This window comes from Methylophaga sp. OBS1 (assembly GCF_026319365.1).
The window spans coordinates 1212981-1234760 of the sequence record NZ_JAPDMS010000001.1; the positions used below are offsets into that span (position 1 = coordinate 1212981).

Below are 21780 nucleotides of genomic sequence, written 5' to 3' on the forward strand. Positions count from 1 at the left end.
CACTCACCACGGCGCTACTCGCCGCATGACGTGAAAGATCAGATTCTGTTCATTGACGCCTGAGACCGCTGAAGCCCCCGGGCCAATCGCATAAATGGCCACATCTTCTCCACCATGTGTCTCTGAACCCAGCGGCACCAGCACTTCCTGGTGATAGCCTTTGGCCTCTGTATCAACATGGCTGAGGTCATGCCGCCCTGTATTAGCTGGCTGAGTGTAAGCCACATCCGCATCCGTTTCATCGCCCAAATCCCGAAAGCCTAAACCATTCGCATAGCCCAGCGTGGTATAGGGCATGCCATCCTCTGCGACTGCCGGTTCCTGTTCACCGATATTAACGACTTTTCCCAAAATCGGATTACCGCGCTTGGGATAACCGGCCATAGTAAAGACATGACTGTGATCTGCGGTCACGATAATCAGTGTTTCTTCGCTGTTGGTGTTCTCCAGCGCGATCTCAACTGCGCGAGCAAACTCAATCGTATCTGTCAGGGCGTTATGGGCATTACCGGCATGATGAGCGTGATCAATCCGTCCGCCTTCCACCAGCAGGAAAAAGCCATTTTCATTGTTATCCAGAATATCAATCGCTTTGGCTGTCATCTCACTGAGCGACGGTTCACCGGCATCATCATTGCCGCGGTCAGCCTCATAGTGCATATGTGAGTCTTCAAACAGCGCCAGCAGCTTCTGGGTTTCAGCGGGATTCACGGCATCAAATCCTGCCTGATTCTCGATGTAATGACCGCCCGGATATTGTGCCTGCCACTCATCAATTAAGTTGCGCTGGTCATTTCGGTCACCAGTGAATAAGCTTTTTTCATCCTCATTATCCGAGGCTGGCTGATTGGGCAGAAAATGACGACGGCCACCGCCCATCATCACCTCAATACCGTCAATATCAACAGTTGGATAACGTTGCTCCAGTCGCTGCTCAAAACTGACCAGTTGCGAGGCAATATCTTCACAGCCTGCCGCCACTGCATCCGCTGGCAGATCAGCGCTGTCTTCCCAGTTACGTTCCGGTGACTTGGCATAGGTCGCGGCTGGCGTGGCGTGCGTGACCCGGGTTGTGGTTACAAAGCCTGTCGACTGCCCCGCCATTTCCGCGAGTTCCAGTGCGCTGACCAGTTCATTACCACTGACGCTGGTGCAGTCACCGCGCGTGACGTCTTCATCAATGCCGATAATACCGGCATCTGTTTTCACACCGGTGATTATCGCGGTCATGGTACCGGCAGAATCCGGTGTCTGGGCATCCACATTGTAGGTTTTGGAGAGTCCGGTAAACGGAAAGGCTTCAAAGCTCAGGCTGTTCTCTTCCCCGGGCAGGCCTTTGTTCTGACCATCCAGAATCCGCGCCGCGGTAATAGTGGACACGCCCATGCCATCGCCAACAAACAGAATAATGTTTTTGGCTTTTTTCCCGGGTTCAAATACCGGTTTTTCTGCCAGTTTGGCTGCCGCGTCCTGAAACCAGGGATTATTGGTCTGATGCTCAGGTAAATTTACTTCACCGCTATAGGCATGCAGACTGGTAACAATTAAGGCAATCGCAATTAAAAATAAAGATTTCTTGGGCATTACAATATCGGCCTTGATTAAAAAGAAGACGTTTAACAGAAACAGTGCCTTTCATGTTATGCGTAAACAATGAAACTCATATTTCATAATCGGCATCAGTTTAGTTATCACTATGCTTTTGAGATTAAATCAGCGTGATTTTCAAGCAAGTATTGATTCACCAACTTCCATAATGCATCTGCATGGTCGAGACACGCTTGCATAGATCTATCCGTGATTAGGTCACCGCTATAATCAGCAATATTGCGTTGCTTTCTCAAGATATCCAGTTCTACAATGATGTCCTTATCCAGACCAACCGTTTTAGCTAAGCTCTGAATCATGGTCTGATGATGACCCGGCACCGAGGTAACAGTGCGATAACCGTTGGCCTGCAGCGACGCGTTGGCAAGTTGCATAATGGCCTTATAAGCCATATCAAAACGGTTTTCATTACTCAATGTGGTGGTTTGTGCATCTTCAATATTGCGCCTGGCTGCAGCCAATAAGCGCTGAATCATATGTTTATCAGGCGCAACCGCATCCAGCGACTTCCCGACAAGATTATCTAATGTCATGCTAAATCATCCCTGTTACCAATCACATTAATGACTGGTTTGTGCAAAAGCTCCTGCAGAAATACTGTGTTCTTTTTCTTGCTCTGCTGCCACTCTGATAGTGTAAAAGTTTTCGGATTAATTTCACGTCCCAGAGTCTGCTGACACGGATAGACGGCTTTTACCAACTCAGCAAAACTGACCTCTCCCACCACGCACAAATCAATATCGCTGTGAACACCAGCCTCGCCCGAAGCCATCGAACCAAATACAAAAGCCACATCAATTTGTTCAGACAAGGCAGCCATTGCATGGCGCAGCACATCCGCTACACCGAAGGTCTTTCGAGCGATTGAGACCAGCTCTTCAAATATCGGGCTAGCAGGATTAGCCTGGTAGTGCTGTTGATTTCCTTCTCTTGACACAAGAACAAGACCGGCGCCCGCAAGTTTTTCCAACTCGCGAGTGACAGTGCCTCTTCCCATATCAGCCCGACGTAGGATCTCGTTGGTATAAAAACGCTCGCCAGGCTTGCTAAAAAGTAATCCCAATACCCGTTGCTGTGTTTTTGTGAATAATGCATCAGCTATCGAAGTGATTGACATAGAACACCAACAATAAAATCCCCAATATGGGTACTATAATCCCCATATTGGGGATTTTCAATATTCACTATGAATTGGGTATTCCAGCTCTGAATAATAATCACCAAACACAATTTCCACCCGTAGTCGCTCTCCTGATTTTGCGAGTGAAGCCGGGTTGGAAACCTGCTCCAGCCACTGGCTGGCCTGATTGGCTGGAATCAGGTTGCAGATATCACCGATGGGCCAGTGAAAATACAGTTCATTGTTTTTCTTCTCCGCCAGCACGTCCGGGTCAGTGCTTTCAGGAATCGGAATATAGGAGCTGAACATTTCCAGCCCACCCTGCTGCTCAGGATCATTGGCAAAATACTCTAGCGAAATATCCCAGCCGCGCACCAGTCCGGCCATTTCATTGCCCTGCTCCAGGCTGAAGCCATACATCGCCAAGGTGCCGTCATTGACCTTGGGCAATTTATTCAGCGCTTTCTGCACGGCTTTAATGGCCTGACTGTCCTGTTCACTGAGCCCATCCAGGGAAAGCAGCCAGTCACCTAAATCAATCGCCGACTGAATGAGTTTTTTGTGCGACTTGTCGAGCAGTATATTCGCCATGATGTTCCGTGATTAAGCGAAAACAGTAGTGATCAGGTACACGGTATAGCCGACATAAGCCGACAGCAGAATACCGCCCTCAATCCGATTGATTCGGCCCTGTTTACCGAGACCGTAACCAAACACAAACAGCGACAGCGTCAACACAATCATGGTCATCACATCGCGATACAGCAGTTCCTGAGAGACGGCCATCGGGGCAATGCTGCCGGCGATACCCACCACGGCCAGGGTGTTAAACAAGTTGGAACCGATGATATTACCCAGTGCGATATCATGCTCACCTTTACGGGCGGCAATCACTGATGAGGCCAGCTCGGGCAGAGAGGTACCCACAGCTACAATGGTGAGACCGATAATCAGGTCACTGACGCCCAGGGCTGTAGCGATTTCCACCGCCCCCCAGACCAGTACCCGGGAACTCAGAATCAATAGCAGCAAGCCGGTAATCAGCCAGAATACGGCACGTTTAATCGGCATTTGCTGCTGTTCAAGCTCCTGCTCCATTTCGGTACCGAATTCATCTGTTTTTTTCTGCATCCCCTGCCAGATGGTCCAGCCCATCAGAACAGCGAAAATCAGCAGCAGGACGATAGCGTCCATCCGGGACAGGTTGCCATCCCAAAGCTGCCAGGCTGCGGCGAAGGTAATGATGGTGAGGATAGGCAGCTCTTTTCTCAGCACCTGTGAATGCACTGCAATCGGGCTGATTAAAGCTGTGATACCCAGAATCAGGGCAATATTGGTGATATTGGAGCCATAGGCATTGCCCAGGGCGATACCGGGATTTCCCTGCGATGAGGCCAGTGCCGAGACCACCATTTCCGGCGCAGAAGTACCAAAGCCGACAATCACCATACCTATTAATAAGGCAGGCATGCCGAAGTGCCGTGCGGTAGCGGCGGCGCCTTCAACAAACTTGTCCGCACTCCAGACCAGTAAAATCAGGCCAAAAATGACAGCAGCAATAGCAAGGCTCATACAGGTGATTACTCCGATTCAATGCGTTAGAAACAAAAGCCTGCCCGATCATAGCAAGCCTGAAAATGCTTATCAGAATAATCTCATCATGTCGCTACGATTCGGTGTTTTATGCCGGTGTTACCTGGATTACTGAAAGGACTGAACCCAGTCAAACACAGCCGCAGCGGGCATCGGTTTGGCGATGTAATAGCCCTGAATCGTCTCACAGCCAAATTGCATCAAAGTGTCACACTCCGCTTCGGTCTCAACCCCCTCCGCGACAATGTGCCGTTTGAAGGTTTGTGCCAGCTCGATTACACCTTTCACAATCGCCATATCGCCCTCGCTTTCATGCATGCTGCTGACGAATGAGCGATCAATTTTCAGCGTTCTGACGGGTAATTTTCTCAGGTAGGTCAGCGAAGAATATCCGGTTCCAAAATCATCCAGCGCGAAAAAGATACCGAGCCGCTGACCTGCCGCCTCTACCACACCTGCCGTTTGGCGGGTTTCAAGCGCGGATGTTTCCAGTAACTCCAGCTCCAGCAAGGCAGGGGGAATGTCAGGATAATTCGACAGCAGTTTTTCCAGTTTATCCACGAAATCAATATGCTGGATTTGCCGTGCCGACACATTCACGCTGACCTGTAAATCCAGTCCCTGGCTGCGCCATTGTTGAATCTGTTGCAGGGCTTGTTCCAGCACCCAATCGCCTACAGTAATGATGAGTTCATGCGATTCAATCGCCGGTAGAAACTCACCCGCGCCCAGCACGCCTTTTTCCGGGTGTCGCCAGCGTATCAGTGCTTCCATCCCCGTGACCTCACGGGTTCTCATATTGACTTTGGGTTGATAGTACAGACAAAGCTCATCGTTTCGCAGCGCTGCCGCAACCTGTTCAATACGGGCATGCAGCGCATGCATCTGCTGGTCGAGTTTGACATCAAAAATATGGTAACCGTCACGCCCCGCCTGCTTGGCCTCATACATGGATAAATCAGCATGACGAATCAGGGTATCGGCATCGACATCATCCAACGGATAAATTGCTACGCCGATACTGGCGGTAACAGAGACAATATGGCTATCCAGTGAAATTTCTTCTGCAATTTTCTTGTTGATACGGGTCAGCACCGGATCCAGTTCTTGAAGATCCTCAATATTGGTGATCAGCAGAACAAACTCATCGCCGCCCATTCGAGCAACCGTATCACCACTTCGAACCACCTGATTAAGACGATTTGCCACTTCAATCAGTAGTTTATCGCCAACATCATGGCCGAAACTGTCATTGATAGGCTTGAAATCATCCAGATCAAGAAAACACACTGCCAGCATACTGCCTCGGCGTCGGGCATGGTTCAATGACTGCTCAAGCCGGTCAGACAACAATGTCCGGTTGGCCAGTTGGGTGAGCGAATCGTAATGAGCCAGATCCTCCAGTTGACGCTCGGTATTTTTTATTTCGGTAATATCCGCGAACAGGCCGAGATAATTAGTGATTTCGCCCTGCTCATCCTTAATGGCACTGATAGTCAGGATTTCGGCATAAAACTCACCATTCTTCCGACGGTTCCAGATTTCACCTCGCCAGCGCCCCGTCTCGTGAATGGTTTTCCACATCTTGTCGTAGAAACTTTTATCCTGACGACCGGAAGCCAGCACGCCCGGATCCTCACCTATCAACTCATTTTGACCATAACCGGTAATTTCAGTGAAAGCATGGTTAACGGTAATGATGCGATTGTCCTTATCGGTGATCAGGATACCTTCCCAGGCATTATCGAAAACGCTGGCGTGTAAACGTAAGGCTTCCTGTGCTTTCAACCACTCGGTCACATCATAAAACCAGCCGATGACACATTTTTCGTTTTCGTACTGAATTGGCATATAGGTGGCCAGCACCACCTTTTCTTCACCATCGGGTATCTGCAGACGAGTGAGCACATCAGACACTTTGCCATCCTGCTCCAGGGTCTTCAGGTAATGCTGGTATTGTGCTTCATCGACATAATAATCAGCAGGGTCAGCACCGAGCACCGTATCAGCGTCACGCTTTATCAGCTCTGCGTAGCCCCGGTTTGCGTATATCACTTTTCTGCCACCGTCAGCAGCAATCCTTGTCGCGATGGGGCTGTATTCCAGCAATTCCTGTTGCTGTTTTGTCAGTGTCCGAAGATCTGTTTCGATTTGTTTGAGATAAGAAATATCGGTATGCATACCGATCATCCGGGTCGGGCACTGTGCCCGGTCCCGCTCGACCACGATGCCGCGTGACAAAATCCATTTCCAACTGCCATCCTTGCAGCGCATTCTGAATTCAGCAGCAAAAACGGCGCTCTTACCACTGAGGTAGTCATCCAGATGCTCGCGGGCTTTTCCAATATCATCCGGGTGAACCAGCTCATCCCAGGACGAAATCTCGGGGGAAATCTCATGCTCTTTAAACCCGAGCATTCGTGCCCATTGTTTGGAGTAAAGGACATCTCCCGTCGTGATATTCCAATCCCAGACCCCGTCACCGGCCCCCTCCAGGGCCAGGTTCCAGCGTTCCTCACTCTCAGCCAAAGCTTGCCTGGCGTCCGCCACACGCTCGGCCATAACATCAAATTCCCGCGCAGCCATGGCAATTTCATCTTTGCCTTTCACGCTCTGCGCGACCACATTTCGGTCACCGGATTCATAAGATCGAATTGCCCGGGTCAGACGGGTCAAACGCGACACAACATTGGTGTGAATCGCCGCCGTGATCAGCCCACCACACACCGCAGTAATCACAAAGACCATGACGAACAACATGAACAGTAACTGTTGCAGCGGCTCAACAATATTAGCCACAGGTACCAAACGGAAATAAGACCAGTCCACCGGGGCAATCCGCATGCCCAGCGCAATATATTCCTCGCCATCAATCATCAAATTCCGTGACAACAATACCGAGGCGTAATCCAGTGAGTGGGTATTGAGTAACGCTTTTAATTCGTCTTCCCCATTCAACGCGAAATCATCCTGATCCGTTGCCGCCTCAAGTGCCTCCTGCCATTGACCGGCAAGAATAAACTCCCCTTCTTTATCAAGCAGGAAGTGCTGCGTATCCGGGTACATCTGCTGATCACGGAAGATAAACCCCAAAACATTAGTGAGTTGCATATCTTCCCCAAGTGCACCCATCCATTGTTCATTCAAGTAAAGGGGATAGACTGCACTGACCATCCAAACTTTCGGCACCGGATCAAATAGTGGCGGTGTAAACCGATAGCCGCGAGCCGGGTTTGATTCGGGGGAAGTCAATGTCATCCAGGGTGTCTGGGTGTAGTCATTATCAGCGTCTTGATCAAAAACAAACTCAGGAAAAGTCTTATCGAAAATGACCTCGCTGCGGTCCCGAGACAGATACCAGACATTTTCGTGCAAACGGTTGGCTGCAGCACCAAAGGTATCCATAACCTGCTTGATACGAAGATGCATGACTTTCTGCTGATCGCTGAGTGCTGACGAATCCGGCAGAAAAATACCGGCCTCCTGCTGTCCGTCATAATCATCACGACGGTTACGCCAGATGCCATCATCATTCAGCGTGGCCTCCTGATAAAAAGCATCGATTTCTTGTTGCGTTACCGGCTTTTGCAGCGCTTCCTGTAATAGCCGTGATAATGCTTTTAGCTTCTGCTCCCCTGCTCGCAACCGCTCTGATGCCACGTCAACCTGACTATCAGTCATGGTTAACAGATTCTTAACCTCACGACTCAGAATCTTCTCTTTGGCAAAAGCTGTAATCAGTATCGCTGTGGGTATCGCCGTAATCAGTATGCTAACGATGACAATAAGACTGATTTTTTCTCTGATCCGCATAGAGACTGGCTTTCCCAATGGCTATGAGGCTATCTTCCTAAGCACAGAAGGATTCGTCAACAATTTTGAACGGTCTGTGACGCTTACCAGGTGGAAAAAGAAAATCAGGCGGGGAAAATCTACCAATAGAACACCGGAGCAACATTCAAATAACTGTATATTTCTATTAATGGTGCAGACACAAAAAAACCACCCGAGGGTAGTTTCTGTTCGATTGGGGCGGCGCGAAGCTAATTTAAAATTTAGTGTGTTGATATTGATATATGCTACCAACTGAGAATATCAGCTTGCCCCGTCAATGAGAGATATAAAAAAGTCATGATATTGAATTGATTTTAAAGCTTATTTGAGAAGAATTATCCGTTTCATAAGCTGAACTTGGCGGTAAAGGTGAAGCCAATGACTTATGATTATGCGCCTTATATTTCTCCTTCAATTGAACTGCTATTTTTATTTGCAACTATCCAATCAACTATCCGCTCTATGAGTTGCGTACTGCCAAGACGAGTCTTTCCTTTTATCGAACATTCCCAGACCGTTAAAACTCTCCAGCCCAACTCCTCAAGCTTTTTTGTGTTTGCCTTATCCCGAACTATATTCTGATTAATTTTTCTCTCCCAGAACTCACTTCGAGATTTAGGCCACTTGAATAAGTGGCAATTGTGCCCATGCCAAAAACAACCACGTATCTCAATTACTGCCCTAAACTTTGGCAAAACCATATCTGGTTTACCAGGGAGGTCAGCTCTGTGTAAGCGATATCTATATCCCCTTTTATGAAGCTCCCTTCTGATTAGTAGCTCAGGCTTAGTGTCTTTTGCCCTGATACGAGACATATTTTTTGATCTGGTTTCTTTGTCAAAAACATCAGCCACAAATGACCTCCACCATGTCCTGGTTTTTACTGGATAACCTGGTATTATTACCTGAAAATTTTGACCTGCAAAAAATGAAAAGTAATTCAAAAAATAAAATTACCGTTATCGATTTGTTTGCTGGCCCGGGGGGGCTCGGTGAAGGTTTCAGCAACTGTCGTCCCAACTCCCCATTTCAAATTGCAATGTCTGTCGAGTACGAAAAAAACGCACATGACACGCTGACATTGCGGTCTTTTTATAGAAAACTCACTAAACAAGAGCGTGAACTCTTCTACTATCCATACATCACCAGTAGTGATGAAGATACCAAGAAAGCCAGAAAGGAAGAGATGATCCAGAAATGTCGTGATAAATGGGACGAAGCTCGCAAAGAAACTCTTTTAAAACCTCGAGCACTGGGTAAACCTGATAAGTGGAAAAAAATACGAAAAGGTGAGCCAATCAGCGATGTAGATGACAAGGAAACTCAAGATGAATTGGAAATCATTGAGCGTATCAGACAAATTAAATCTTCAACTACTGGACCCTTAATAGTCATTGGTGGACCACCTTGTCAGGCATATTCCGTTAATGGCAGAAATAGAATCAAGGCAATAAAGGATTACTCACCTGAAAATGATGAGCGTTTTTTCCTCTATCAAGAGTATTTGAGAGTAATTGATGAAGCTGATCCAGATGTCTTTGTCATGGAAAATGTCGAAGGCATACTGAGTGCAAAACTGGCCACAGGTGAACTGATTTTTGAACGAATCAAACGTGAACTGGTAAGGCCTGACAAAATTGAGGATAACGAACATTACGACATATATTCACTTGTCCGTGAACCAGATGAACCAGCTACAGATACTGCTGGGCCTCTCTACAAAAGCAATAAGAAATTAGTTATTAACGCAAGTAAATTTGGAGTTCCTCAAGCTCGCAAGCGCGTGATACTTCTCGGTATCAAACACAAGTACGGTCCTGTTGATGATTTTATGAGGGAAGATGTCCTACCCACCCCTTCAACAAGTGAGTTACTGAGCGGCTTGCCTAAGCTCAGAAGTGGTATCAGCCAAAAAAGTGAAACATTGAACGATAGCCATAAAAACTGGATATCTACTTGGGAAAAAAATCGAGACCATTTGATTTCAATTCTCTCTGATAAGAGAGAAATAGAACGGGTCATCGATAGAAATAATAAAAAATTATCGAACTTCAATTCCAAGGATGCTGAGAAGATCAGAACATCCTTTGCTAATACCCTCAAAGAAGTCGAGCAACTCAAACTATCCGGGGATATCACTGACATTAATGCAGGTAGGGGGAATGCGCTTTTTTGTAAGCAAGAAGGCAACAATCCCCCATACGATGACAACTTCAAATATAAATACCCAGATCTATATAACTGGTTGAATAGAAGTCTCGATGGCGTTCCAAATCATGATACCAGGCAGCACATGATTAGTGACCTGCAAAGGTATATGTTTTCTGCATCATGGGCAAATGCACACAAACATCAGAAAAGTCCTTTCCCAAAGAGTAAAGATTTTCCATTTGCATTATCGCCAGACCATAAGAACTGGGAGTCTGGTAATCAAGCAGATAGGTTCAGGACTATTGGCTCAGATATGGTCCCTCTGACCATCACAAGTCACTTAAGAAAAGATGGTCATGCCCAAATACATTATGATGCTAGTCAAAATAGATCTTTAACTGTCAGAGAGGCAGCCAGAATACAAACCTTTCCCGATGACTATTACTTTGAGGGAACCAGAGGCTGGCAATACCAACAAGTCGGAAATGCAGTACCAGCATTTCTAGCTAAACAAATAGCCAACCATGTTCTTAAAATTTTAGAAAAAAAGGGGCTTTTCTAGGCTGTATTGGTAGCATTTATCCCTAATCAGACAAAATCAAAGCCATTCAGGTATGCCTGCTTCCTCACATCCATCACCACTTTGCTCTCCCTCTCACTTGGGAACCACTTACCACTACTTATGAAAGAGCATTTTTCAGGTAAGGCAACATTTTTATGGTCGATCGGATAGCCCATATTTTTAAAAAACTCCTTGATTGCGAGCCACTCATCCGCTGTCACTTCCATAACGGATGTTTGTGACTCAATTTGGGCACCTGCCTCATTTATCTCATCATTTTTGTGTTCTGCCTCTCTTTTCTGCTCTGCATCCACATAGTCTGCTCTGTTGATGAGGCTCAAATCGTAATCAAGTTTTTTGACAAGATTCCAACCTTTCTCTGATTTACAGAACTCAGAGGGGTTACCAACACCCTGTCTAAAATTCGGATCGAGTATTTTTTCTCTCACAAACTTAGCAAGGCTAACTATCTCATCTAAAAGTGATGAGGAAACTGACTGGTTTTTGAAGATTCGTTCCAAGTTTATGTCTTTACCATCTTTGATAAGAAGGTGCCTGAGTAGTGCCAATGTAAATGTAACTGTCTCAGCCTTGAAACCTTTCTCTTCCTTGTACCAGTCTGACTTTAAGATGGCAGAGTCTGCGGATTTGAAGAGTATAGCCTTCGCAATCAGCTCTCTGTAAAAGGCATGCTTAAAGCTTGAGTCGTCCTTGTCATACTCATCTGCTATTTTTGCCCCTAATAATCTCAGGTTAGCTTGGGCACCCTTTTTAACCTCATGAGGGTTCATTCGCCAGGTATTCTCAAACTTTGCCATGTCCGTTTTATTGAATTTCTGATTTTTGGGAAACTCAAGTTCAAACTGGTTTCGTTTCGCAGAACTCAAAGCTCGTATTCTAGTTCCATATTGTCCGCGAGCCCGCTCATAAAACCACTTCGTGGATAAGCCAGATTCACCTGCAGGCATTGGTATTGTAAGGGCAAGTTTCTCCAGATTCAGATGGAAAGGATGATTAGATACAAGATCAGACTTCTGGATCGCATTTTGTGTGTTAGCGTATTGTGAAATTTTAGACTTTAGAATCTCTCTTTTTTCTTCCTCAGTAATGACTGTCAGCTTCATCTGGACGAAAACTTTCGAGAGATCTATGTCTTTATACCTCAACTCTCCTATTCCACCTTTTTCACGAGGTGAAAAATATATCGAAGCGGTTGTCTGGCCCCCGTTTACAATCTGCAAGTCATCAAGACTCGTAATCACCTCTCTGCCATCAATAACCTCTGTTTTGATTCCAGTAGCGGTACACGTCAACCCATTGTTATAGGAGAAGAAATTTTCAGGCTCGGTCAGAAGTGCCTTTCTGATGCCGTTATTGACCGAGGACCTGAAGTCTAGAAATGTCCTAACATTTGCTTCAAGAAGTCTTTGACCATATTCATCGTAAAGTTTGCTGAGAACCTCACCAGGCACAACACAGAGGTATGTACTTGTATCTTCTGGATTAATGTTAGCTGGAAGAACACTCAGGCCTTTACAAAGCTCCATAAAGTCAACTGTAAATGGTTCATTTTCCGTACCTGAATCATTCAGTATTCGGATTCGCTCTATGTCCCAAATTTCAATTGAGGTTGGTAAACCTTTAATGTCCTCAATTTCTATTTTCTTAACCCGGTCACTGAGTTTCTTGTCTGTAAGAATAACCACCCTGCACTTAATTGCATCAGGTAGAAAATAAGCCATACTCGTGGCTATAACTCTATCGGTAGATTCTTCAAGCTCATCCAAGAACGACTTGTCTTCAACCTTATCTAGAAAGCGCTCTACCTTTTTACTTAATTTGAGAATATCGGCCTTATTGATGGTTGAGATCTCATCCAGGCCTTCGTAATCAGTGATGATTCCTGTCAGCGACTTTTCAAGGTCATTCCAACTGTATCCGTCTATTTTGAGACCTTTATTAGAGTTCCTGTAGGGCGAATACTCAACGTTATCCAAAATACCGGCCTCAGATAACGACTCTGAGATATCTTCAAAAAACTTCTCTTCTTCAGCTGAGAGGTGGGATTCTGCTGCAAGTTTAATCCGGTTAAGGAACTGTTCCCTAAATTCTAATAATTCATCCATCTGATAATAGATCCTTTATTCCATCCAGAATACGATGTTTGCCAAGTGCATTTTCATCGATTGAATAACTCACCCTTACGATACTAGGACCAGGTATATTTTCAGGAACGAGTCTGGGGAAATCATCATCGACCTCATATATAGCATGGTCGACTTCTATAAATTTGGTCTTCAACTGGCTTTGGGTTGCTTTTCCATAAAGTGATGCAGCTTTCTGCAGGAAATCACGTTTAGAAACAGGAGAAAACTCCAACTCTTGAACAATCTCCAGATAGAGGTCTTCAAGACTCAAATCATCCTGTTCTTTAGTATTAACAATACGCAGAGTCAGTAAATATAACTTTTCCGTTCGTTTCTGGAGTTGCTCCAGTGACGAGATTCTTATCTCATTCCCATCGCCGGATTGGGAAGTTTTTACCTCTATGCTGGTTTCCCCAAGCGTAAAATCCTGTTTTTTCTTAAGTGGTCCAACCCAGCCTGACACTGCTTTGTCTATTTGTAAGTGTGGAGAAATATGTTTTTTCAGCGTATAGAGCTCTCCCCAGAAGCCGACCAACTCACTATGCCTCAGCCCCTCTCTGGAGGGTTTCAAGAACTCTCCCCAAGATAAAATACGTTCAACAGCGTGCTGGAATAACTTTAGCCCTTGATGTGAGGAACAATAATGAGCGATGTCCTTGGTAACAGTAGAGAATTTGTCTTTTAATTCATCCTCGACAAGAGTGCAGACTAATCTAGTAGAACTGTTCATTTTTACCATGTCTACCCGTAAACAGGACACTTTGAGGTCTGTATCCACCTCGCAGATTACAGGCTCTTCTATGAAAAAAAGTTTCTGACCTGCTTCATCAACAGAGACCCAGAAGCGATCGTCCTCAGAGTAAAGCCTGCGAGCAGATTTTGGATAAGTGCCTTGTTCAATATCAGCCCAAGGATCATCTTTGAAAAAGTCGTAGAGACTAGCTGTCATTTTCGTCTGTCTCCTCTTCTACCCCGGCCCCTTCGTCAAATTCTGGCTCATCATCAATAAAGGCCGTCATATCACGCCACACCTTATTTGTGAGGTAGCTGACTTTTGTATTTTTTCTGATCCGTTCTATTTCATCCTTAGGTTTATTTTTGAGGTTGTCCGGCTCCGGAAAAGACAATGAATAACCGACAGTGACATCTGAGTGAGGCTTATCCACACCATCATTATTACCTTTAGTTCCCTTAACACCACTTTTCGCTTTAACAACTGCAGTAGCGAAGGTATACAAAATTAGCCCGGGGAAGTCTCTGTCTGGATGCCTTATGTCATCTGTAACCGAATCAGAACGTGTGCTTACAAACTCACTTTTGGGAAGAAATAACCTTTCGTCTGTTTTCTCACCCAACTCTGAGCTGGGCTGTCTCATTGTTTGCTTGTTTCTTGAATAGGTGAGTTTTCGTTTAGCAGCCTTAACTAAGCCCACTGGTGACGGGAAGGTATAGTTCCCTGGCAGTGTAATGTTATATTCTTCGAGAAGCTTCTTTGACCACCACGTATCAGGTGAGTTACCTGTGAAATTTTTTACACACACCCTGAAGTTAGGTAACCCGTTCAATTTCAGCTTTTGAATGTACTGTTCAATCAGATAATCAGGAATTTCGTCCTCAGCGAGCTTCATCATTTGCATGAACGCTATTACATCCTCATGATTCACATCATAGAAAAGCGTTGAGCCATTATCTGTCTTGGTGTGTTTATAAAGCTTCTCAAGGTTGGCTATAAATCCATTCACAGTATTTATATTATTGTTGTTTGATTGATCATCAGTGAAGAACTCAAACCTTCTGATCCTCGAGCCAGACAAGTCCATCGATCTGGTATAGGCTTCAGCTGTATCCATCTTCTGTTTTGCAGTTACAAGGAGTGCGCCAGGATAGTCACGAACCTTCAAGCCAAACTCGCTTGGCGTTTTTTTCTGTCGGGACATTCTCTCAAGCTCGTGATAGAGCTCCTGAATAGCCTCAGAAATGAAGGTATACCATTCAAGTGACTCTTCAGTGAGATATAACTTGCATAGGTCTTTATAGCCAGGCCTGTAGCCAAACCAGCGACACATCTGCATCAGTGTGTCGTACATTTTTGAATTACGTGTGAAGTATGAAACCGTAAGTCCTTCCAAGGTGAGCCCCCTAGAAAGCTTGTGTCCTCCGACGACAATTACAGCCAGACCATTCTCCTGATAACGACTATAATCCAGTGTGTCGCCTTTTCCGTGAACCGCCAAGACCTCCGTCTTGAAAATTGCCTGTTTCAGGAAAGGATAGATATCCTCAAAACTTTCCGGAATATCATAGAAGCGGTTGTTAAAAGTTTCTCTAAGTTGATTGATGAGAGATGATTTTATAACTGCTTTATCTGAAGAGTATCCAAGTGCAAAATCAGCTGCATTTCTTATTTCACCTACATAAGAATCAATCATCCCGGCCAACTGATCCTGCAGAGCAGTGAGGTGCGTCATATTGACTAGCATCGTGTTATGGGCCCGACTCTCTTTTCTGCAGCTTCTACAAGCTGTGACGATAAGAAAAGCTCTGACCGCATCTTTCAGAGACTCTGATAAATCTGTCAGTTTAGATGACTTATTACTCTTGTTAGGTATGGTTGTGTGGTAATCATCAACAACAATTACCGGACTGGATGAATCATCATCTTCTTCAGACAGAAAGAAGTGATTTTGTCCGACGTAATTATCTGGAATTGGCATCTTCACCATGAAATTCTCAGGGAAAAGATCATCACCAATCAGTTCATCCCCATCCTCGTCAGGATCTATAAAGATATTGGCAAAAGGTGTCGCTGTATAACCGATGTAAGTTGAACGCTCAAACAGATTCAGCAGACTTCGGATACCAGCATTGATGGTGGTAACTTTTGATACTTTTTTCTTTGTGTTGATGGATGCATAGTCAGCCTCATCATCAATCAAGAGAAGTGGCATTTTGAGTTTGATATTATTCTCAGGGTCAAGATCATGCTTGTCTGTAATCCACTTGTTCACACTCTTGAGAACCGATGCCCACTTTTTTATGACGAGAACCACAGGCGCATTGACCTGTGTAAATGGAAACCTTATCTGTTCAAGATTCTTATGAAAGTCACTCTCTGTGGAAGTAAATGTAAAAACTTCCAGATCCTTATCTCTATATAAGCCAACACCTACCCTCTCAGCATTGCCTGTATTCAATTTAGCCAAGTGAGAAGATTCTCGACCAGTCACTCCCTCATCTACACGCTCCTGAGTCTGCTTTCTCAACTCATTCAGGTGTCCACCGAGCAGAATAATTACCTTATAACCAGCATCGATACCTTTATTAATGAGACCAAGATAATTCTGAGTCTTTCCTGACTGAACATTACCCATTACCAGGCCTTTGCGTTTCCAAGGGCCTGTTAAATTCGGGTCACCACTCGCGTCAAGAATTTCATCTATGACTTTCTCTGTGTCATTTATGACACTCTCTGAACGGCCGTTATCAACTAAAAGTTCTCTATATGCATTCCAATAGTTCCATGAGATATCGGCACGTTTATGATTAAGCCATCTCTCAACATCCTTACTTACCAGTGAAGTGCTCTGTTCCTGGATATCAATGTTGATACTGGACTCAACCCTGAACTTGATTAACTTCCAGTCTTCATCTGTAAAATCATCATATTGTCGTAGAGGGCTGGATCGGAGATGCTCGACAAGACTATCAATGAATGCGACATCTACTATTTGCCCTGCTTTTTTTGCCTCTTCACATAGGCGAAAAATATTCTTGAATGAATCTTCTAGTCTTGCTTTTTCCATAAATGTTCAACTTCCTTAAGGAGATCACTAAATTCAATTTTTGTCTGATCGATACTGTTTGGTTTGGATGACATCTTTTCGTAGATGTGGTTGATAGGAAGAGTTGATGAGACGTCTATGAGGTATGCAACAAGTTTGTCAGCCGTTTCCTTGTCTACATGTTCAAGTATATCTTTCAATCGATTGTTATCACGTGATAATTCGTAAGTGACCGTGGCCTCTCTATCATTCTCTCGTATATCCCAAAAGGAATTAGCCTCTTCTACTTGGCCACGATACCTATATGAGCGCTTTGATCTCTTGATAGGATCCTGTATCAGCTGTTTGAGTTTTGTTCTGATCTTGGTGGGTATTTCCAGCGTTGCTTTTTTTACATCTGTACCCCACTCTGAGTCCAGAGAAGCTGGCACATTAACCTCCACACGCGCCAGCTTTCCGAGCTGTGTCCACTGAGTTAACCCATGCCAGCCGCCAGCGATAATGAGCCTGTTTGAACGGTAGACATACAAACCTTGATTGGCTGTGAGTTCGCCAGGTCCACCAAGATCATCAAGCTCTTTCTTGGTCAGTTTTGACTCATGAGGCAGTGTATGTACACGTATCTCAACTTTGCCACCTTTTTTTACCCTGAAGGATTGCGAGGGGCCTTCCTGATAGCCTTTAGATTTAGTCAAAAAAGGGTCGATTGGTGTTATTGCCTGCCTGTTTATAAAAATTCTTAGACCTGATTGCAGGAACTTATGAAAATAGAGTGAGAGAAACTTTTTTAATGCAGCAATATCAGCTGAGACTGTGGTTTCAATTTCTCCCTCATTTAAATCAGAATATCTATAGATCTGCTCCCAAATGAGGGTTGTGCCTGAGGAAAGTGAATTAATCTCTTCTTGGTAAAGCAGATTGAACTGTTCAACTTGCGGCAGTCTAATCAGCCATGCATTTTTTTCTTCTACAAAATTCAGGTCCCAGATTGCGACAGCCGGACTAGAACCACTGGTTTTAGAAATGACAGTTAGTATTTTTGCCTGAGAGAAACTTGCTGTTTTCATTCCAGAACCAAAGCGTCCCAAATCGTTCTCATGCCTCTCCTCGAAAGGGTCTCTGCAGCTGATCCTCATGTTTTCGATCAACTCATCACGGCTCATACCAAAGCCATCGTCAGTAATTCTCAGTTTTACTGAATTACCTCTTATCTCTGCATCAACCCAAATATTCTTGGCTTGAGCGGTAATGGAGTTATCAATAATGTCTGCAATGGCGCTGTTGAGGTTGTAGCCAATGCTACTAAGCGTTCTTATGTGTGCGATTGGATTTGGAGACAGGTCTATGTGTTCAGACATCAACGATATCCTCTAGGAAATAATTGCATGAACGCAGAACCCTCTGAAAAGCAATGTTCTCTCTAACATCAAGGCCATCTGCGTCAGCCGCAAAATATGCAATTTTTAACGATTTTTTTAGATAGACCGTATCAACCAGAGGAGCTATCAGACCATCTAGCGGATGATCAGAGTCAAAAAAATTATCTATTGAGTTTCTGAGTGCGTTTTCATCGACAATTTCGAAACAGTCCTTGATTTGTTCGATAATTGACTGTTCTTCGACTTCAGATAGAACCCCATCAGCCATACAGACGTGAAGGGAAAGGTTTAGAATTGCAGTAATAGTCTCTTCAGTAATGCTTTCCATGCTATCAGGTTCCTGATTGGAGAAATTTGAGAATTACTTCACATTCAGAGACTACTAAATTATATAAAAAACTAAAATCAATTTTTAGCTGTTAATTTAATATACGAGGCCAATGAATTTGTATGTTTTAACTCAAGGTGTATTTGCTCAGAAAACTTAGCATCCCATGTAATAATCAACTACAGGCGACAGGAGATTAAAAATGTGTACATCAACTAAACTAACTAGTAATGATCTCAACAGAGTCTTTTAGATACTTTTCTTGTTCGTTGTATAGTTAAATCCCTTGCCACAACAATCAGCCTCAAAATAGAAATGACAGAAGCCACTCAGAAACAAAAGACACAAAAAAACCACCCGAGGGTGGTTTCTCTATTCGATTGGTGGAGGCGGCGGGAATCGAACCCGCGTCCGGAGATCCTCCGCCGTTGGATCTACATGCTTATTCCATCTTTTGATTTAACTGGCTGCAACCCGATGGACAGGGCAAACAGACAGCGAGCTAGTCAAAGTTTTAGTCTCTTCGCACCTAGCTTACGTCGAGACGATCTTGTGTGAGTCGACGCCCGATACCAGTCGCACAAGCACGGGTCTGGTCGGACGGCATTTGCTGGTTATTAAGCAGCTAGTGCGTAGTTGTTATCGTTAGCAACTATTTTAAGTTTCAGTCTGTTTTACGAGAAGAACTGAAATACTCGGCATGCACCTCAGGTTTTGCGATCCCCGTCGAAGCCAGGTCGCCCCCAAAGCTTGTGTTACATGGACATTATAGAGAAAGACAAGTTTCTCAGCTAGGGGCTTTTTGTGTCGTCTTAATTTATTTTGTGGATTTTGGGTGTGGGCTCGATATTAGCGTTGGTTATTTTTACTTGTTATCGGTTTCTGGTCGTTTTGGTTTGGTGCACTTATTAACGGTGGGGACTGGATTGCCACGGCATGTGGCCTCGCAATGACGGGGATGGGTTGGCATTGGTCATTGTTTGTTGTGGCTAACACGACGCGACTTGGGCATTTCTCAGCGCACTGGACTGGATTGCCGCGGCCTATGGCCTCGCAATGACTGGGATGGATTGGGGGTGATCATTATTTGTTGTGGCAGACACGGTGTGACTCGGGCAACTCTCGGCGGTGGGGACTGGGTTGCCACGGCCTGGGGCCTCGCAATGACGGGGAAGGTTGGCGTTGGTCATTGTTTGTTGTGGCAAACGCGGTGTGACTTGGGCATTTCTCTGCGCACTGGACTGGGTTGCCACGGCCTGGGGCCTCGCAATGACGATGTCGAAGCGTTGGCCCCTATTTCATTTTGAGGATACGGGCTTTGTCGCGCTGCCAGTCACGTTCTTTTTCTGTGGCGCGTTTGTCGTGGAGTTGCTTACCTTTGGCCAGTGCGATTTTTAGCTTGGCCATTCCTTTCATCCAGTACATTGTCAGTGGCACCAGGGTGTAGCCTTTGCGCTCGACGGCGCCAATGAGCTTATCCAGCTCGCGACGGTGCAGTAACAGTTTTCTGTCGCGCTGTGATTCGGGCACGATGTGGGTGGAAGCGGTTTTAAGCGGAGAAATCAGAGCATTAGCCAGATAGGCTTCGCCCTGACGGATATGCACATAACTCTCGTTTAATTGCAGCTTGCCATCACGCAGACTTTTTACTTCCCAACCTTCAAGAGATATTCCTGCTTCAAAGGTCTCTTCGATAAAAAAGTCATGACGAACCTTGCGGTTGACCGCGATGGTGTTGTCACTGAGTGTTTTCTTTTTGTTCTTTTTAGCCATCCGTCCATTATAAAGTTTTTAGCGGCGGTCTTCATTATTTTCAGTCAATACGACCAGGTGAGGCTTGTTTGTTGATTTGAACAAAATCTGGTTACAATCGGAGCAATTTGTGCATCAATCAGGACTCAAACATGGCAAGACCTGCAAAGTCGATACACGGTGAGTGGACTTCCCGCTGGGCATTTATTCTGGCGGCCACCGGTTCAGCTGTTGGTCTTGGTAATATTTGGAAATTTCCCTACGTCACCGGCGAAAATGGTGGCGGTGCCTTTGTCATTGTCTACCTCGGCTGTATTGCCCTGATTGGTCTGCCATTGATGATGGCGGAAGTGCTGATTGGCCGCCGGGGTCGCCAGAATCCCATAAACAGCCTGAGGTCCCTCGCCGAAGAAGAGGGTCGCTCCAGAATCTGGGGTTGGTTGGGGGCCATGGGGGTCCTGGCAGGCTTTTTTATCCTCTCTTATTACAGTGTCATTGCCGGTCAGGCCATGGCCTACATCCCGCGTACCTTGTTTGGTGTATTTGAGGGCGTCACCCCGGATGGCGCAGCAAGTATTCATTCGGCACTGGTCAGTGACCCCGAGCGGCTGCTGGCCTGGCACACGCTGTTTATGATTATCACCATGTTTGTGGTGACCCGTGGGGTACAGCATGGTCTGGAAAAGTCGGTACGCATTATGATGCCGGCACTTTTTATCATTCTCATCATGTTGGTCGGTTACGCTTTCAATACCGGTGAGGCTTTTACCCGCAGCGTGCATTTTCTGTTTGATGCTGACTTTTCCAAGCTGACTGCGAACTCAATTCTGATAGCGATGGGCCACGCCTTTTTCACCCTGAGCCTGGGGATGGGCGCGATCATGGTTTATGGCTCTTACCTCCCCAAGAAAACATCTATATTTAAGGTGTCTGTGACGATTTCAGTGATGGATACCGGTGTTGCTCTGCTGGCCGGTTTGGCCATTTTCCCACTGGTGTTTGCCAACGGCATGGAGCCGGGCGCCGGGCCCAGCCTGATTTTTGAAACCCTGCCAATCGCCTTTGGCCATATGCCGGGTGGGCAGTTCTTCGGTGGTATTTTCTTCCTGCTGCTGGTCTTTGCCGCCTGGAGTTCCGGTATCTCCCTGGTGGAGCCGATAGTCGCCTGGATGGTAGAAAACCACGGTTTCAGTCGTCGTAATGCGACCCTGCTGTCCTGTGGCATTATCTGGCTGCTGGGTCTGCTAACCCTGTTTTCATTCAACATCGGTCAGGACTGGACGCTGTTCGGCAAGACGGCCTTCGGCTTGCTTGACTACCTGACTGCGAATATCATGTTGCCTTTAGGTGGCTTACTGATAGCCATTTTCGCCGGATGGATGATAAAACCTGCCAGCACGGCTGATGAGTTGGCGATGGGCAGCCGGATTCTGCATTATTGCTGGCTGTTGTTGATTCGTTTCGTGTCACCGCTGGCAATCCTGATTGTGTTTGCCAACCTGACCGGTCTACTGAAAATATAAG

15 protein-coding genes and 1 other RNA gene are annotated in these 21780 nt (G+C 45.6%); 2 read left to right on the plus strand and 14 right to left on the minus strand.

Annotation, left to right across the window (positions count from 1 at the left end):
* Positions 1–3 precede the first annotated feature (3 nt).
* From OMQ46_RS05910 to OMQ46_RS05940, 7 genes are all read right to left on the minus strand, one after another.
* Entirely contained in the window at positions 4–1584 is a 1581-nt protein-coding gene (locus OMQ46_RS05910; RefSeq protein ID WP_266235026.1) for an alkaline phosphatase, read from the minus strand.
* Between the two features lie 110 nt (positions 1585–1694).
* The gene (locus OMQ46_RS05915; RefSeq protein ID WP_266235025.1) at positions 1695–2141 is read right to left on the minus strand and encodes a HEPN domain-containing protein; all 447 of its coding nucleotides are present in this window, start codon (positions 2139–2141) and stop codon (positions 1695–1697) included.
* Complete coding sequence (locus OMQ46_RS05920) at positions 2138–2725, minus strand: nucleotidyltransferase domain-containing protein (RefSeq protein WP_266235023.1); 588 nt, start codon at positions 2723–2725, stop codon at positions 2138–2140. Before OMQ46_RS05920 ends, OMQ46_RS05915 begins: the two co-directional genes overlap by 4 nt.
* 57 nt (positions 2726–2782) lie before the next feature.
* Complete coding sequence (locus tag OMQ46_RS05925) at positions 2783–3319, minus strand: hypothetical protein (RefSeq protein ID WP_266235021.1); 537 nt, start codon at positions 3317–3319, stop codon at positions 2783–2785.
* A gap of 12 nt (positions 3320–3331) precedes the next feature.
* Complete coding sequence (locus tag OMQ46_RS05930; RefSeq protein WP_266235020.1) at positions 3332–4300, minus strand: calcium/sodium antiporter; 969 nt, start codon at positions 4298–4300, stop codon at positions 3332–3334.
* 129 nt (positions 4301–4429) lie between these two features.
* Positions 4430–8134, minus strand: a complete 3705-nt coding sequence (locus OMQ46_RS05935; RefSeq protein WP_266235018.1) for an EAL domain-containing protein — start codon at positions 8132–8134, stop codon at positions 4430–4432.
* A 419-nt stretch (positions 8135–8553) separates the two neighbouring features.
* Positions 8554–9009: a very short patch repair endonuclease gene (locus tag OMQ46_RS05940; RefSeq protein ID WP_266235017.1), complete on the minus strand. Its 456-nt coding sequence runs from the start codon at positions 9007–9009 to the stop codon at positions 8554–8556.
* Positions 9010–9023: 14 nt separating this feature from the next.
* Between OMQ46_RS05940 and OMQ46_RS05945 the strand changes: the two genes are divergently transcribed.
* Positions 9024–10868 carry a DNA cytosine methyltransferase gene (locus tag OMQ46_RS05945; RefSeq protein WP_266235016.1) on the plus strand — a complete coding sequence of 615 codons (1845 nt, stop codon included), beginning with the start codon at positions 9024–9026 and terminating at the stop codon, positions 10866–10868.
* 26 nt (positions 10869–10894) lie between these two features.
* Here the strand turns inward: OMQ46_RS05945 and OMQ46_RS05950 are convergent, their stop codons facing one another.
* The 7 genes from OMQ46_RS05950 to smpB form a co-directional block, all read right to left on the minus strand.
* Positions 10895–12994: an AIPR family protein gene (locus OMQ46_RS05950; protein WP_266235015.1), complete on the minus strand. Its 2100-nt coding sequence runs from the start codon at positions 12992–12994 to the stop codon at positions 10895–10897.
* Positions 12987–13964, minus strand: coding sequence for a PD-(D/E)XK motif protein (locus tag OMQ46_RS05955; protein ID WP_266235014.1), 978 nt, complete (start codon positions 13962–13964; stop codon positions 12987–12989). The genes OMQ46_RS05950 and OMQ46_RS05955 overlap by 8 nt, the downstream gene beginning before the upstream one ends.
* Positions 13954–16818: a Z1 domain-containing protein gene (locus OMQ46_RS05960; protein WP_266235012.1), complete on the minus strand. Its 2865-nt coding sequence runs from the start codon at positions 16816–16818 to the stop codon at positions 13954–13956. The genes OMQ46_RS05955 and OMQ46_RS05960 overlap by 11 nt, the downstream gene beginning before the upstream one ends.
* The gene (locus OMQ46_RS05965) at positions 16800–18155 is read right to left on the minus strand and encodes an ATP-binding protein (RefSeq protein ID WP_266235010.1); all 1356 of its coding nucleotides are present in this window, start codon (positions 18153–18155) and stop codon (positions 16800–16802) included. The genes OMQ46_RS05960 and OMQ46_RS05965 overlap by 19 nt, the downstream gene beginning before the upstream one ends.
* Positions 18148–18504, minus strand: coding sequence for a hypothetical protein (locus OMQ46_RS05970; RefSeq protein ID WP_266235008.1), 357 nt, complete (start codon positions 18502–18504; stop codon positions 18148–18150). Before OMQ46_RS05970 ends, OMQ46_RS05965 begins: the two co-directional genes overlap by 8 nt.
* A 381-nt stretch (positions 18505–18885) precedes the next feature.
* Positions 18886–19249, minus strand: a transfer-messenger RNA (tmRNA) gene (ssrA, locus tag OMQ46_RS05975).
* A 548-nt stretch (positions 19250–19797) separates the two neighbouring features.
* A complete protein-coding gene (smpB, locus tag OMQ46_RS05980; protein WP_266235006.1) occupies positions 19798–20277 on the minus strand; it encodes an SsrA-binding protein SmpB in 480 nt (159 codons plus the stop codon).
* 131 nt (positions 20278–20408) lie between these two features.
* Here smpB and OMQ46_RS05985 point away from each other — a divergent pair, with 131 nt between their 5' ends.
* Entirely contained in the window at positions 20409–21779 is a 1371-nt protein-coding gene (locus tag OMQ46_RS05985) for a sodium-dependent transporter (protein ID WP_266235004.1), read from the plus strand.
* Position 21780: the final 1 nt, after the last annotated feature.

Excerpts from the sequence above, each read along its gene's own strand:
- OMQ46_RS05965 (WP_266235010.1), bottom strand. The coding sequence starts at position 18,155 with ATGTCTGAACACATAGACCTGTCTCCAAATCCAATCGCACACATAAGA.
- OMQ46_RS05945 (WP_266235016.1), top strand. The coding sequence starts at position 9,024 with ATGTCCTGGTTTTTACTGGATAACCTGGTATTATTACCTGAAAATTTT.
- OMQ46_RS05970 (WP_266235008.1), bottom strand. The coding sequence starts at position 18,504 with ATGGAAAGCATTACTGAAGAGACTATTACTGCAATTCTAAACCTTTCC.
- OMQ46_RS05925 (WP_266235021.1), bottom strand. The coding sequence starts at position 3,319 with ATGGCGAATATACTGCTCGACAAGTCGCACAAAAAACTCATTCAGTCG.
- OMQ46_RS05960 (WP_266235012.1), bottom strand. The coding sequence starts at position 16,818 with ATGGAAAAAGCAAGACTAGAAGATTCATTCAAGAATATTTTTCGCCTA.
- OMQ46_RS05920 (WP_266235023.1), bottom strand. The coding sequence starts at position 2,725 with ATGTCAATCACTTCGATAGCTGATGCATTATTCACAAAAACACAGCAA.
- OMQ46_RS05915 (WP_266235025.1), bottom strand. The coding sequence starts at position 2,141 with ATGACATTAGATAATCTTGTCGGGAAGTCGCTGGATGCGGTTGCGCCT.
- OMQ46_RS05955 (WP_266235014.1), bottom strand. The coding sequence starts at position 13,964 with ATGACAGCTAGTCTCTACGACTTTTTCAAAGATGATCCTTGGGCTGAT.
- OMQ46_RS05985 (WP_266235004.1), top strand. The coding sequence starts at position 20,409 with ATGGCAAGACCTGCAAAGTCGATACACGGTGAGTGGACTTCCCGCTGG.
- OMQ46_RS05910 (WP_266235026.1), bottom strand. The coding sequence starts at position 1,584 with ATGCCCAAGAAATCTTTATTTTTAATTGCGATTGCCTTAATTGTTACC.
- smpB (WP_266235006.1), bottom strand. The coding sequence starts at position 20,277 with ATGGCTAAAAAGAACAAAAAGAAAACACTCAGTGACAACACCATCGCG.
- OMQ46_RS05930 (WP_266235020.1), bottom strand. The coding sequence starts at position 4,300 with ATGAGCCTTGCTATTGCTGCTGTCATTTTTGGCCTGATTTTACTGGTC.
- OMQ46_RS05950 (WP_266235015.1), bottom strand. The coding sequence starts at position 12,994 with ATGGATGAATTATTAGAATTTAGGGAACAGTTCCTTAACCGGATTAAA.
- OMQ46_RS05935 (WP_266235018.1), bottom strand. The coding sequence starts at position 8,134 with ATGCGGATCAGAGAAAAAATCAGTCTTATTGTCATCGTTAGCATACTG.